Origin of the sequence: Xanthomonas sp. BRIP62415, assembly GCF_003993515.1 — a bacterium.
GTDB lineage: Bacteria > Pseudomonadota > Gammaproteobacteria > Xanthomonadales > Xanthomonadaceae > Xanthomonas > Xanthomonas euroxanthea.
Genome location: NZ_QEZH01000004.1, coordinates 1 through 13,335, shown reverse-complemented (window position 1 = coordinate 13,335; position 13,335 = coordinate 1). Strand labels below are relative to the sequence as shown.

Here is a 13,335-nt window from a genome sequence, read left to right as displayed (position 1 = left end):
CGGGTCACCTTCGGCGTGATTTCACCGCAGCCAGCGCAGGTGCCACGCGGCTGATCAACAGCACGCCGCGTCCCACCGTGACCTGCAGCGCATCGCCAACCGCGAAACCGCAGTGTTCCAGCCAACGTCCGGACAGCCGCAGCTTGGGCACCGCGCAGCCGACGACATCCTCGGCCCGCCGCACATCGTAGTGCTGGCAGCTCATGGTGACCCGCTCGGGAATACGGAAGCCGGGCTTGCGCAAGGGCGGGGTGGGCGCTGGCGATGGATCTGCCGCCGACTCCATGTCGGTCACGGCGGACACCGAGCTCTGCCTTGATCCGGTACGTGCGACAACAGAGCGCTTGGCCGGCGATGCAGGGCGTGCATGGGCGGTTACGTGGGGATGGGTCATATCGAACTCCTTGTGCGATAGGAAGTCCGCCACCTCGCTGCTAAACAAGGGTGGCGAACGATGCGCGGTTAGCAGACCGGTCACAAGGAACCGGCAGACCTTGCGGTCTCCGCGCACCGCCCGCCGTAAAGCGAGCACGCCTGCCCACGCGACACGTCGGGCAAAAGAAAAGCGCCGACATCGTGCAATGGGCGCTGGTGCGCCTTGTGATTACAGGCTGCTAAACCCGGCTGCGGAATGTGCCGCAGCACAGGGATCTTGCTACTCGCCAACACAGCGAGTCAAGACAGGACGGCACGGCGCTCAACCGATCTGTCGGATATGGCGTATCGTTGCGTCCAACGGCGACTTCGTTCTCCCACTACGAGAAAGCGATGACTTCCAGTGCCCAGACGCCAGACCGTACGATTCCGCTGCTACCGGCTCGCTCCATCGAGCGCACCGTCGCCTTCTACCGGCGGCTGGGCTTCGTTGGCGATGCGCATCCGCACGATGCAGGCTACGCGATCCTGACCCGTGGCGAGGTGGAACTGCATTTCTTCGCGCACCCGGACCTGGATCCTGCTGCCTGCTATGCGGGGTGCTACATCCGGGTTGGCAATGTCGAGGCGGTCTACGCCGCCATGCGTGCGGCGGAGCTTTCGCTGCACGGCATCCCCCGGCTCGATCCTGTCGGCGACAAGCCCTGGGGAATGCGGGAATTTGCGCTTGTCGACGAGAATGGCAACCTGCTCAGGATTGGGCAGGTGATCGGCAAGTAGGCATTCAATCGCCCGCTGCATCTGCGCGCCTGCCTATCCGCAACAGGCCGGGGATCGGGTAGCTCAATGGGCGGTGTTCTGCGCACTGCTGCCCGCCAATCGCCCCCTGCAGACATCGGACCTTTGCATGCGATGTCATCGGGCGACGCAGTGCGATGCATCACCCCAAGTCAATGGCCCGCTGTATCTCTGCTGGTGTTGCTTCGCCCAGCGCAGCGTAGGCAGCGTGCAGCGCCTGCACGAAACGCACATCGCCGGAAAGCGACGCGAACACCGCATCCACGGTGAGGAATGCCGCGATGTCATGGGCGGCATCGCCGGTGGCCGAGCGGCCGATGTCGCTCAACTCTTCGCTCAGCGGATCGACCAGTGCCGCTCCATGACCAGCCTGCCTGCGCACGAACTGCAGCCAGGCCGCTACCGGAATGCAGAGCCGGTCGATCCGCCGCCCGGCAGCCAGCGCGTCGCCGATGACGCCGAGCAGGCGTACCGGGATCTTCTGCGAGCCGTCCCAGGCGATCTGGGCGAGCAGGTGGCGGATGGCGGGGTTGCCGAAGCGGGCCAGGATGGCGTCGATGTACTGCTGCGCATCGAAACCTTGCATGGGTTGTAGAGTGGGGGCGATGTCTTCGCGCATCAGGGCTTCGACGAAGGCGGCCAGTGGCCGGTGGCGCATGGCGTCGGCGACGGTTTCCAATTCGAGCAGGCTGCCGAGATAGGCGAGTGCGGAGTGCGGGCCGTTGAGCAGGCGCAGCTTGGCGCGTGCATAGCCGGCGATATCGTCGCTGAGGATCACGCTCGCCCGCTCGAAGGCGGGGCGGCCGTTGCAGAAGCGGTCTTCGATCACCCACTGGCTGTAGCGCTCGCGCTGGATCGGCCAGGCGTCGTGCAGGCCGGTCTGCGCTTGTACTTGCGCGCGCAGTGCGTCGTCGGTGGCGGGGGTGATGCTGTCGACCATCGACCGTGGGAACGTTGCGTGCTGGCCGATCCACGCCGCAAGCGCTGGATCGTGTTGCTGGGCGAGCCGCAGCACCGCGCGGCGCAGCAGGCTGCCGTTGTCGGGCAGGTTGTCGCAGCTGAGCACGGTGAACGGCGCAATACCCTGCTGCCTGCGCTGGTGCAGGCCGGCGACGAGATAGCCGATGGCGCTGCGCGGTGTGCCGGGGTGGGCGATGTCGTGCGCGATGTCGGGGTGCGCAAGGTCGAGCGTGTCGCCAGCCAGGCAGTAGCCTTTTTCGGTGATGGTGAGGGTGACCAGCCGCACGGCGGGATCGGCCAGGCGCGCGAGCACGGCGGCCTGTTCGTCGGCGGCGCACAGCACCTCGCGGATGGCGCCGATGATGCGCAGTTGCGGGTGCTCGTCGAGCAGGGCGAGGGTGTACAGGCCGTCCTGTGGGCGCAGCGCGTCGCGCACGCCTGGGCTGTGCAGGGAGACGGCGCAGATGGCCCAGCTGGGATCGTCTGCGAGCAGGTCATCGATGTAGACGGCCTGGTGGGCGCGGTGGAAGGCGCCTGCGCCTAGGTGGACGATGCCGATGGTGGTTGCAGCTGTGCCATAAGCGGGCCTTAAAACTACTGGCGGCAGGGTGGCAAGGGTGTCGAGCGAAAGACGTGGGGCTTGCATTGTGGTGTCTGCGCATTAGGGATGTGTGGTGGAGTCGCCTGCGGCGTACCCTCACCCCAACCCCTCTGCCGAGGGGAGTGGGGCTTAGGGCAATCGCGGCCGGAGGGTTTCTTTGCCCACGTCCGCAGAGCGAGGGGCTTTGCAAGGCGCTACTTGTCGGTGACGGTGAAGCGTTGCCTGCTGCGGATGTCTGCGCTGGAGGCGCCGATCTGCACCTCGTAGGCGCCTGGGTCCACCGCGTAGGCCTCGCGCTGCTCGTCGTAGATGCGCAGGGCGTCTTGTGCCTTGATGGTGAAGCGCAGCTGGCGTTGTTCGCCCGGCTGCAGGGTGATGCGTTGAAAGCCGCGTAGCTCCTTGCCGGCGCGTTCGCGTTGCGGCGTGAGCGGATGCAGATACAGCTGCGCCACTTCATCGCCGGCGCGTTGGCCGGTGTTCTTCAGCGTGACCGTGGCCGTGAGCATGCCGTCGGCCGCCAAGGTGGTGCGATCGAGGCGTAGATCGGAATAGGCGAACTGTGTGTACGACAGGCCATGGCCGAACGGGTACAGCGGCTTGCCGGCAAAGTAGCGATAGGTGCGCCCGCGCATGGCGTAGTCGTCGAAGGCGGGCAGGCGCTCGTCTTCGCGGTAGAAGGTGATCGGCAAACGGCCGCCGGGGCTGGCCTGGCCGAACAGCACATCGCCCACCGCGCTGCCGCCGCGCTGGCCGGGGTACCAGGCCAGCAGGATGGCGGGCACATGCTGCTGCGCCCAGTCGATGGCCAGTGCCGAGCCGGTGGTCAGCACCGCGACCACCGGCGTGCCGGTGGCCTGCAGCGCCTGCAGCAACTCGCGCTGTGGTTTGGGCAGGCGAGTGTCGGTGCGGTCGCCGCCGGCAAAGCCGGGATAGTTGACGTCCATCTCCTCGCCTTCGACATCGCCGGTGAGCCCGCCCACGAATACCACCACCTCGGCATTGCGTGCGGCGTCCACCGCCTCCCGCAGCGGCGGTTTGGCGCCGGGCATGCGCCAGGCCAGGCGCACGCCGGCATCGCGGGTGGCCTCGTAATACTCCACGCACAGGTCGTAGGCCCTGCCGCCTTCCAGCGCAACGCTGGCATTGCCGCCGCGCATGCGCGGCGCATCGCTCCATTGATCGATCAGCAGCTTGCCGTCCAGATACAGGCGCACGCCATCGTCGGCGGCAATCTGCAGCTCGTAGCTGCCCGACACCGGCGGCAGCAGCTGGCCATGCCAACGGACGCTGAAGTCGTCCTTGGCCAGCGCACGCTCGGCCTGCAGTTCACCGCGGCCCACTGCATCATCGGTGGGTGCGTTGCGGTCCCAGCGGAAGGCGATGCGCGGGTCGATGCGGGTCAGCACCGGCTGGCCGGCCAACGCACGTCCACGGAAGTACTCGCCGGTGAGGCCGTTCTGCTTGGCATCCGGCGACGGGCGCAGATAGCGCGTGTCGATCGGTGCGGCGGCGTTGGGATCTTCGCGCCCCTCCACCAGGTCGCTGCCGCGCGCGTAGACCACCTGCGCCTGCGGTGCGGCATCGCGAATGCCCTGCAGGATGGTGACCGGCGCGGCAGGCGTCCCGTAGTAGTTGCCCAGCAGCGACATCGGGTCGTCGGCGGTGGGGCCGATCACGGCGATGCGCTTGAGCGTGGGTTTGAGCGGCAGCAGGCCATCGTTCTTCAGCAACACCAGCGATTCGCGCGCGGTGCGGCGCGCCAGTGCATCGTGCTGCGGCGATTGATTGGCCGAGGGCGGAATCTGCGCCCACGGCACCTTGGCCGGCGGGTCGAACATGCCCAGCCGCATGCGCGTGGTCATCAGCCGCTTGAGCGCGGTGTCGATGCTGGCTTCGTCGATCAGGCCCGCCCGCACCGCCGCCGGCAACGCGGCATAGGTGTCGCCGCAATCCAGGTCGGTGCCGTGCTTGACGCCGAGTGCGGCGGCGGCCTCGGGCGTGGGCACGATCTTGTGGTTCTGCCAGATGTCGCGGACGGCGGCGCAGTCGCTGACGATATAGCCCTCGAAGCCCCAGTCGCGGCGCAGGATGTTTTCCAGCCGCGTGCTGGCGGAGGCGGATTCGCCGTTGACGCGGTTGTAGGCGCCCATCACCGCGGCGACCTTGCCTTCCTGCACCAGGGCCTGGAAGGCGGGCAGGTAGGTCTCAAACAGATCGCGTTCGCTGGGATGCACATCGAAGTGATGGCGGTCCGCCTCCGGGCCGCTGTGCACCGCGAAGTGCTTGGCGGTGGCATCGAGCTTGCGGTACGGGCCCTGTTGCGCCTGCAGGCCCTGCACGAAGGTCACGCCCATGCGCGCGGTCAAAAACGGATCTTCGCCGTAGGTTTCCTGACCACGGCCCCAGCGCGGGTCGCGGAAGATGTTGATGTTGGGCGACCAGAAGGTGAGCCCCTGGTAACGCTTGTGCTCGCCGCGTGCCAGGAACGCGTGATGCTTGGCGCGCGCCTCGTCGCCGATGGCGGTGGCCACCTCGGCCATCAACGGCGTATCGAAGGTGGCCGCCAGGCCGATCGCCTGCGGAAACACGGTGGCGCCGCCGGCACGCGCCACGCCGTGCAGCGCCTCGTTCCACCAATCGTATTCGGGCACCTGCAGGCGCGGGATCGCCGGGGTGGCGTTCTGCATCTGCCCGGCCTTTTCCTCCAGCGTCATGCGCGCCACCAGGTCGGCCGCGCGCGCGTCGAACGGGCGCTGGGTGTCCAGGTATGGCGGCGGCGTTGCGGCCTGCGTGCCGGTGGCGGCAAGCGCCATCGCCAGCAGTAAGCCGCGTGCGAGTGCGCGCTGTGGGGCGGTGGCGAGGTGGGCGGGGTGGGAATGCATGGTCAGTCCTCCTGGGTGCGGTGCGGTTCCAGCTGGGCAAACGGCCCGATCATGCTGCCGACGAAACCGCCGGCCTGTGCGGTGCTGAGCATGCCTGCATCGTCGTTGCGAGAGTGGAGCCAGTCGAAGGCGACAGCGGCCTGCGCTTGTGCCGTCGCGGGCGCGGGGATGGCGATGACAGCAACCAACAACGCGTCGCGCGTCAGCATCAGATAAGTGCGGGCGGCGCGCAGAAGCCGCAGTGTCGGCCTGGCAGATGCGGGTTTCGCACAGCCGCCAGGCTCGCCTGGCCGCTGCACAGCGCCTGCATCTGCCGCGTCTGCGCGCGTCGCACAGGCGCCCATGACGGCCCGCATCACCAGTCCCACATCGCGCCGTCTTCCAGCCGCGCCACCGGCAACTGCTTGGGCACGTACGGGTACTTCGCCGCCAGGGCTTCGTCGATGTCCACACCATGCCCGGGTGTTTCGCCGCAATGCAGGCGTCCATCGCGGAACACGTAATCGTGCGGGAACACCGCATTGGCCTCGTCGGAATGGAACATGTATTCCTGGATGCCGAAGTTGGGCACCCAGGTGTCGAAGTGCAGGGCCGCGCCCATGCACACCGGCGACAGATCGGTGGCGCCGTGGAAGCCGGTGCGCACCTGATGCAGCGCGGCGAAGTCGGCCAGCCGGCGCACGTGGGTAATGCCGCCGGCGTGGACGATGGTGGTGCGGATGTAGTCGATCAACTGCTGCTCGATCAGGTGCTTGCAATCCCAGAGCGAGTTGAACACCTCGCCCACCGCCAGCGGCGTCACCGTGTGCTGGCGAATGATCTCGAACGCGCGCTGGTTTTCCGCCGGCGTGGCATCTTCCAGCCAGAACAACCGGTACGGCTCCAGGTCGCGGCCCAGGCGCGCGGCTTCGATCGGTGTGAGCCGGTGATGCGCATCGTGCAGCAACTCGATCTCATCGCCGTGGTCGGCGCGCAGCTGCTCGAACAACTTCGGCACCACACCCAGATAGCGCGGCGTGGACCACACGGTTTCGGTGGGCAGTTCGCTTTCGGCCGGTTCGTACGGCTTGCCGCCGCTGGAAATGCCATAGGTCTTCTTGATGCCGGGCACGCCGCACTGCGCGCGGATCGCGATGAAACCCCGCTCGCGAAAGCGGCCCACCTCATCGCTGGTTTCGGCGATGTCGCGGCCATTGGCATGGCCGTACACCAGCGCGCCCTCGCGCGAGCGCCCGCCCAGCAGCTGATACAACGGCAGGCCGGCCATCTTGCCCAGGATGTCCCACAGCGCCACGTCCACCGCGGCGATGGCGCTCATCGTCACCGGGCCGCGCCGCCAGTACGCGCCGCGATAGAAGAACTGCCAGATGTCCTCGATGCGGCCGGCATCGCGGCCGATCAGGTTCGGCACCAGGTGTTCCTGCAGGTACGCTGCCACCGCCAGCTCACGGCCGTTGAGCGTGGCATCGCCCAGCCCGGTGATGCCCGAGCGGGTGCGGATCTTCAAGGTGACGAAGTTGCGCCCGGGGCAGGTGACGATGACGCGCGCCTCGACGATCTCGCGATCGCGGGCCGAGCCTTGCAGCGGAGCAGGGGAGTCGGGAGTCTGTGACATCGTGGTCTCGCTCAGGGAGAAGTGGCGGCAGTGATGGGAAGTTCGAACGGGCCGGCCGGCAGGCCGCTGCGGTCGTACAGCGTGCAGACCGGGCTGTCGGCCCAGCAGTAGCGCACGCGCGTGGGGTCCAGGCCGGGAGGAACGCGCAGAGCGATGGCGTGGTCGTGCACGGTGGCGACGGCATAACGACAGGTGCCGGGGGCGGCGGCACAGACCTCGAAACCGATCGGTGCATCGTTGCCATAACTCAGCAACGTGGTGTCCACGGCATCGAAGGCGATGCGCACGCCGTCGCCTGCGCGTTGCGCGCTGCGCGGTACCGGGCCGGAGGGCGCAAGCGCCTGCCCATACACCACCTGCCGCGCCGCGCGCGCCAGGCGCCGGCCCAGTTCCTGCTTGTTGGCCGGATGGATGTCGTAGCGGTCGCCGATGTCGATCGTCACCGCCAGGCCCGCGTGCGCATCGTCGGCGACGAAGCGGCGCTGTGCCTCGCGCAGCTGCGCCCAGCCGCTTTCCACCGGCTGGGTGGGCGGCGCGCCATAGTTGGCCAGCTGCACGATCAGCAGCGGCAATTGCGCACCGAAGCGCTGCCGCCAGTCGCGCTGCCATGCGGTGAGCAAGGCCGGGTAATGCGCGGCATCGCCGGCGTTGGATTCGCCCTGGTACCAAAGCACGCCACGCAGGCCGAGCTGGCCGAGCGGGGCGATCATGCCGTTGTACAAGGTGGTCAGCCCGGCCGCCGACGACCATGGCGCGCGCGGTGGCGAGCCCAGTTGCGGCGGCACGATGCGGTACTGCCAGGGTGCATCCAGCGGCAGCGTGCTGCCATCGGCGAACTGCAGCGCATGCGATTGCGCATCGCCCAGCAACCCGCCACGCCGATAGGTGTTGAGCACATTGAGCACGATGCTGTTGCGCCCGGCGTGCAGGCGCCCGCGCGGCAAGCGGTAGCGGCGCGGCTGATCGGCGCCGTAGCTGCTGCCCACGCCGCGCCCGTTGACCCAGGTCTGGTCCAGTTCGTCCACCGGCCCGAGCAGCAGGCTGGCGTCCTGCGCGGCCTGCGCCTGCGTCAGCTCCACGCTGGTGCGGTACCAGACCATGCCGTTGAAGCCGACCAGCTGCGGCACGCCCCAGTCGTCCCACGCGCCCAATGCCGCCGGTGCGGTTTGCCAGGCGCCGGGCGCGTCCGGTTGCCAGGGCTCGCCCTGGCCGTGCGCCTGCCACCAGGCTTCCCAGAGCGCGGCCCAACGCGGCGCCGCATCCACCGGGTCGACGGCGTATCGCGCCAGCACATCCAGTGCCGGGCCATCGTCGCCGGCGGCGCGCAAGGCTGTCTCGCCGATCCAGGCCTGCAGTTGCGAGCCGCCCCAGGAGGCGTTGATCAGGCCCATCGGCACATCGACGGTCTTCTGCAACTCACGTGCGAAGTAATAGCAGGCGGCAGAAAACTCCTTCACCGTCTCCGGCGTGGTGCGCTGCCACGCGGCAGCACCACCGAAGCCGCGCTGCGGTGTCGGGCTGGACTGCGCCGGCACCTTGAACATGCGGATGCGCGGGTTGTCGGCATCGGCGATCTCGCTGCGTGAGTCCAGCGTGCGATGCACCGGCAATTCCATATTCGATTGGCCCGAGCACAGCCACACATCGCCGATCAGCACGTCGTTGACCTGCTGCGTCACGCCCGTGCCGGCGCGTGCGCTCAAGGTGTACGGGCCGCCGGCGGCGTGCGCAGGCAGGCGCGCTTCCCAATGGCCCTGCCGGTCTGCGCGCGCCTGCACCTGCTGCGCATCCAGTTGCACGCTCACGCGCGCACCCGGGGCCGCATCGCCCCACACCCGGATCGGCGCATCGCGCTGCAGCACCACATGCTCCTGAAACAGCGCATGCAGCAGCGGCGCATCGGCCGCCTGCGCCAGGGGCGGCAGCAGCGCTGCCATGACGGCCAGCAGCGTACGCGCGCTCATTTCGGATTCCCCGGCGCATACGGAAATTTCAATGCCTGGTAATACGCCAGCGGATGCGCCGGCGGCGCCGTGCCGGCAGGCAACGGCCGCCCGGACACGCTCTGGAAGTAGGCGATGCTGGCATCGCGCCACCACTGCGCTTCGTCCTGCTGGATCGCCAGGAAACTTGCCACCTGCTGGTAACGCGGTGCATCGATCCTGCCGGCCAGGCCCTGCCAGGTCGCGCGCATCGCACGCACCTCGTCAACGCCGTGGTCGTAGTGCCACACCAGCTCGTCCCACAGCGGCCGCCCGGAGGCCATGCGGTGCTCCCAGGGCACATGGTGGAACCACAGCAGGTAACGCTCCGGCACGCGCTGCACATCGCCGAACGCGCGCGCCACCGGCCTGGCGTATTGCGCCACCGCATTGCTGCCGCCGGCACTGCGGTCAAAGCCAATCCCGTGACGGTCGGCGCGGTGGTAGTAGACCGGGTCCCAGTCCGGGCGCTCGCTGCCGGCATCCCACGGCGCCGGGCCGTAGTGATGGCCACGCCCCATCAGGTGATGCAGGCCGAGCGGGGTCATGTAGTCCACCACCGCCTCGCGCGAGCGCAGCAGCATGTCGACCACAGGCATCACCACAGCAGTGTCATTGGAGAAGGTCATGCGCACCCAGTCCTGCGCGATCGCCTGCGGCGACACCTGCGGGTTCCACGCCAGCCGCCCGTAGGCGTACCAGTTGGCCTGGTCGAAGACCGAGCCACTCCAGTTGCGGTCCGCCCCGATGTTGGCCACCCCGGCGATACCGGTCAGCCGCGTGCGTTTCGCATCGTTGAAGAGCGTGCCGTCCACGGTTCTGGCAACCGTCGAGCCCTTGCCGCGCGCGTAGGTGTCGGCCTGCAGGGTTTCGGCAAACAGCGTGCCCAGGTAGGCCAGGTGGGTGGAAAAGCCCAGATACTCCTTGGTGATCTGGAATTCCGGCATCAACGGCGTCTTGCGCATCGCGCCGAACAGCGGATGGAATGGCTCGCGCGGCTGGAAGTCGATGGCACCATTTTTGACCTGCACGATCACGTTGTCGCGGAACCGGCCATCCAGCGGCAGGAACTCGCTGTAGGCCTGCTTTGCGCGATCGTCCGGCTGCTCATGCGAATAGACGAATGCGCGCCACATCACCACCCCGCCATGCGGTGCCAGCGCATCGGCCAGCAGATTGGCGCCATCGGCATGGCTGCGCCCGTAGTCCTGCGGGCCTGGCTGGCCTTCGGAATTGGCCTTGACCAGAAAACCGCCAAAATCCGGAATGCGCGCGTAGATGGCGTTGGCGGTGTCGCGCCACCACCGCTGTACCTGCGGATCCAGCGGGTCGGCGGTCGGCAGGCCACCGATTTCGATCGGCGCACTGAAGCGCGCGCTGAGAAACACGCGAATGCCGTAAGGGCGAAACACGCTGGCCAGTGCCGCCGCCTTGTCCAGGTACTGTGGGGTGAGGCTCCAGGCCTTGGCATTGACGTTGTTGAGCACGCTGCCGTTGATGCCCAGCGATGCATTGGCGCGCGCATAGTCGGTGTAGCGTGGATCCAGATACCCGGGCAGGGTCTGCCAGTTCCACAGGGACGCACCGGCATAGCCACGCTCGACCACCCCGTCCAGGTTGTCCCAGTGATTGAGCAGGCGCAGCTGCAGCCGCGGCGACTCGTGCAGATCCAGCGCAGCCAGCGATTGACCGGTCTGCAACAGGCGCAGCAAGTGGAATGCCCCATACAGCGCACCGACATCGCTGCCGCCGACGATGGCGGTGGCGCGATGCCCGTCCACGCGGACACTGCGGATCAGATAGCCGTCGCGGCCCAGGCCGGTGGTCTGCAGGTGCAATGCCGCGATCTGCGGCGCAGCGGCCGCACCCAGCACGATCGCACCATCGCGCGTGACCGTGGCAGACGACAGCGGCGCAGCACCAAGCAGGCCCGACAGCCCGCGCTGCAATTCGTCGCGTGCGGCCTGCAACGTGGGCGAGTCGCCGGCGACGATCAATTCGCTTGTGCTGCCGCGCACCTGCGCCGCGTTGGCCAGCGGGTGGTAGCGCAACCACAAGTCGTAGCCGTCCTCGGCCCGCGCCCCGGCACTGACCAGCACCAATCCACACAGCAACGTCAGCGCCAGCCACCACGGCTGCACCAACGCACCGCAATACGCGACGCAGCGCCGCATTGCATGCGCGCTCATGCGGCATGCTCCATCGACATCCACGTACACGGCGGCGTATCGCCGCTCTGCCTGCTTCCCGGTACCATGCGTCGCATCGTCGTGCACGCAGTGAGCGCTTGCGTTATCGCAGCGGTTTGTGTGCATCGTGCAGGTTCGCCACCCACTTGAAGAGGCCACGCTTGGAGAAGGTCAGGAAATCGGTCCGCCGCACCAGCCGCGCGACCACCATCGACGAGGTGGCGGCGCTGGCGAAGGTCTCGCCGATGACGGTCTCGCGCGTGGTCAACAACAACGGCAGCGTGCGCGATGCCACCCGCGCACGCGTGCTGCGCGCGGTCGACAAGCTGGGCTACACGCCCAACCTGGCGGCCAGTGCGCTGGCCGCCGCGCAGAGCACGCGCATTGCGTTGATCTACAGCGACCCCAGCGGCGCCTACCTGCGTGAGCTGCTGCTGGGCGTGTTGCGGGTTGCCTCGCGCACGCCGATTCAGCTGGTGATCGATTGCTGGGACGACCTGGATGCAGACGCCGAACGCCGTGCCGCGCGCAAGCTCGCCAAGGGCGTGGCCGGGGTGATCCTGCCGCCGCCGCTGTGCGAATCCAAGGCCGCGGTCCTGGAACTGGTCCGCGCCAAGGTGCCGGTGGTGGCGATCGCCTCCAACCATTTCAGCCCGGATGTGGCCTGCGTGCGCATCGACGAATTCGCCGCCGCCAAGGAAATCACCGAGCATCTGATCGCCCAGGGCCACACGCGTATCGGCTACATCGCCGGGCACCCCAACCTGTCGGCCAGCACGCGTCGCTTCGAAGGCTTTCAGGCGGCGCTGGCCGATGCCGGCCTGCGGCTGGATCGGCATCTGGTGCAGCCGGGCGACTACACCTACAAATCCGGCCTGGTCGCCGCCGAAAAGCTGCTGGCGCGCAAGCGTCGCCCCAGCGCCATCTTCGCCAGCAACGACGATATGGCCGCCGCTGCAATCTCGGTCGCGCATCGGCGCGGGCTGGATGTGCCACGCGATCTGTCGGTGGTCGGCTTCGACGACACCTCCGCCGCCACCGCGGTCTGGCCCGAACTCACCACCGTGCAGCAGCCCATCGCCGCCATGGCCGACGCCGCGCTGGACATCCTGTTGAAGACGATACGCGCCAAGGAGCGCACGGCGAAGATGGTCGATCATGTGGTCGCGCACCTGCTGGTCAAGCGGGATTCGGTGGCCGCACCGGCGGCGCCGGATGCAGCGGAACAGCCCTGACGCTGCACGCGGTTCTGCGCGCAGGCCGCCGGTGATCGCCTGCGCGTGCAGGCGGTCACCGGCACGGCATCAACGCGTCAGATACTGGTTGATCAGGTTCTCGTAGGCTTCCTGGCGGCCGCTGAGTTGCTTGGGCGCGTTGCCGGCCGCGTACTGGGCCAGATCCACCAGCGTGCTGCTGCCGTTGGCAAACTCCGCACCCGCGCCGCTGTCGAAGCTGGCGTAACGCTCGGCGCGCCACTGCTCCAGCGGCGAGGACGTCAGCAGCGCATTGGCCACTTCCAGCCCGCGGGCGAACGCGTCCATGCCGCCGATGTGCGCCAGGAACAGGTCCTGCGGATCGGACGACTCGCGGCGCACCTTGGCATCGAAATTCAGCCCGCCCGGTGCCAGCCCGCCCTGGCGCAGCACCACCAGCATCGCGCCGACGGTGTCGTACAGGTCGGTCGGGAACTGGTCGGTGTCCCAGCCGTTCTGCGGGTTGCCGCGGTTGGCATCGATGCTGCCGAGCAGGCCGGCATCGGCTGCCACCTGCAGGTCGTGCTCGAAGCTATGGCCCGACAGCGTGGCATGGTTGGCTTCGATATTGAGCTTGAAGTCCTGGTCCAGGCCGTGCTGGCGCAGGAAGCCGATCACCGTGGCGCTGTCGAAGTCGTACTGGTGCTTCATCGGCTCCATCGGCTTGGGCTCGATCAGGA

General features: G+C 68.0%; 9 protein-coding genes and 1 pseudogene. 2 read left to right on the top strand and 8 right to left on the bottom strand.

Annotated elements, in window-relative coordinates; all coding sequences use genetic code 11:
• Positions 1 to 4 precede the first annotated feature (4 nt).
• On the bottom strand, positions 5 to 394 hold the full coding sequence (locus EO141_RS21570) for a SymE family type I addiction module toxin (protein ID WP_241236589.1): 390 nt from the start codon (positions 392 to 394) through the stop codon (positions 5 to 7).
• Positions 395 to 768: 374 nt separating this feature from the next.
• Between EO141_RS21570 and EO141_RS00050 the strand changes: the two genes are divergently transcribed.
• Positions 769 to 1,155 carry a VOC family protein gene (locus EO141_RS00050; RefSeq protein ID WP_127168226.1) on the top strand — a complete coding sequence of 129 codons (387 nt, stop codon included), beginning with the start codon at positions 769 to 771 and terminating at the stop codon, positions 1,153 to 1,155.
• Positions 1,156 to 1,315: 160 nt separating this feature from the next.
• On the opposite strand, the gene EO141_RS00045 is transcribed toward EO141_RS00050, so the two are convergent.
• The 6 genes from EO141_RS00045 to EO141_RS00020 form a co-directional block, all read right to left on the bottom strand.
• Positions 1,316 to 2,779 carry a mannitol dehydrogenase family protein gene (locus EO141_RS00045; protein WP_127168206.1) on the bottom strand — a complete coding sequence of 488 codons (1,464 nt, stop codon included), beginning with the start codon at positions 2,777 to 2,779 and terminating at the stop codon, positions 1,316 to 1,318.
• 149 nt (positions 2,780 to 2,928) lie between these two features.
• Positions 2,929 to 5,616: a glycoside hydrolase family 3 protein gene (locus tag EO141_RS00040; protein WP_127168205.1), complete on the bottom strand. Its 2,688-nt coding sequence runs from the start codon at positions 5,614 to 5,616 to the stop codon at positions 2,929 to 2,931.
• Between the two features lie 2 nt (positions 5,617 to 5,618).
• Complete coding sequence (locus tag EO141_RS00035; RefSeq protein ID WP_119129910.1) at positions 5,619 to 5,825, bottom strand: hypothetical protein; 207 nt, start codon at positions 5,823 to 5,825, stop codon at positions 5,619 to 5,621.
• A 146-nt stretch (positions 5,826 to 5,971) separates the two neighbouring features.
• On the bottom strand, positions 5,972 to 7,231 hold the full coding sequence (gene manD, locus EO141_RS00030; protein WP_126943296.1) for a D-mannonate dehydratase ManD: 1,260 nt from the start codon (positions 7,229 to 7,231) through the stop codon (positions 5,972 to 5,974).
• A gap of 11 nt (positions 7,232 to 7,242) precedes the next feature.
• A complete protein-coding gene (locus tag EO141_RS00025) occupies positions 7,243 to 9,195 on the bottom strand; it encodes a sialate O-acetylesterase (RefSeq protein ID WP_127168204.1) in 1,953 nt (650 codons plus the stop codon).
• Positions 9,192 to 11,387, bottom strand: a complete 2,196-nt coding sequence (locus EO141_RS00020) for an alpha-glucuronidase family glycosyl hydrolase (RefSeq protein ID WP_127168225.1) — start codon at positions 11,385 to 11,387, stop codon at positions 9,192 to 9,194. Before EO141_RS00020 ends, EO141_RS00025 begins: the two co-directional genes overlap by 4 nt.
• Positions 11,388 to 11,563: 176 nt before the next feature.
• Here EO141_RS00020 and EO141_RS00015 point away from each other — a divergent pair, with 176 nt between their 5' ends.
• On the top strand, positions 11,564 to 12,637 hold the full coding sequence (locus EO141_RS00015) for a LacI family DNA-binding transcriptional regulator (protein WP_161960193.1): 1,074 nt from the start codon (positions 11,564 to 11,566) through the stop codon (positions 12,635 to 12,637).
• Between the two features lie 69 nt (positions 12,638 to 12,706).
• Here the strand turns inward: EO141_RS00015 and EO141_RS00010 are convergent.
• Positions 12,707 to 13,335: pseudogene (locus tag EO141_RS00010) on the bottom strand (xylose isomerase); the annotation flags it as partial.

Coding starts and splice junctions, on each gene's coding strand:
- EO141_RS00050 (WP_127168226.1), top strand. CDS start 769: ATGACTTCCAGTGCCCAGACGCCAGACCGTACGATTCCGCTGCTACCG.
- EO141_RS00020 (WP_127168225.1), bottom strand. CDS start 11,387: ATGCGGCGCTGCGTCGCGTATTGCGGTGCGTTGGTGCAGCCGTGGTGG.
- EO141_RS00025 (WP_127168204.1), bottom strand. CDS start 9,195: ATGAGCGCGCGTACGCTGCTGGCCGTCATGGCAGCGCTGCTGCCGCCC.
- EO141_RS00045 (WP_127168206.1), bottom strand. CDS start 2,779: ATGCAAGCCCCACGTCTTTCGCTCGACACCCTTGCCACCCTGCCGCCA.
- manD (WP_126943296.1), bottom strand. CDS start 7,231: ATGTCACAGACTCCCGACTCCCCTGCTCCGCTGCAAGGCTCGGCCCGC.
- EO141_RS00040 (WP_127168205.1), bottom strand. CDS start 5,616: ATGCATTCCCACCCCGCCCACCTCGCCACCGCCCCACAGCGCGCACTC.
- EO141_RS00035 (WP_119129910.1), bottom strand. CDS start 5,825: ATGCTGACGCGCGACGCGTTGTTGGTTGCTGTCATCGCCATCCCCGCG.
- EO141_RS21570 (WP_241236589.1), bottom strand. CDS start 394: ATGACCCATCCCCACGTAACCGCCCATGCACGCCCTGCATCGCCGGCC.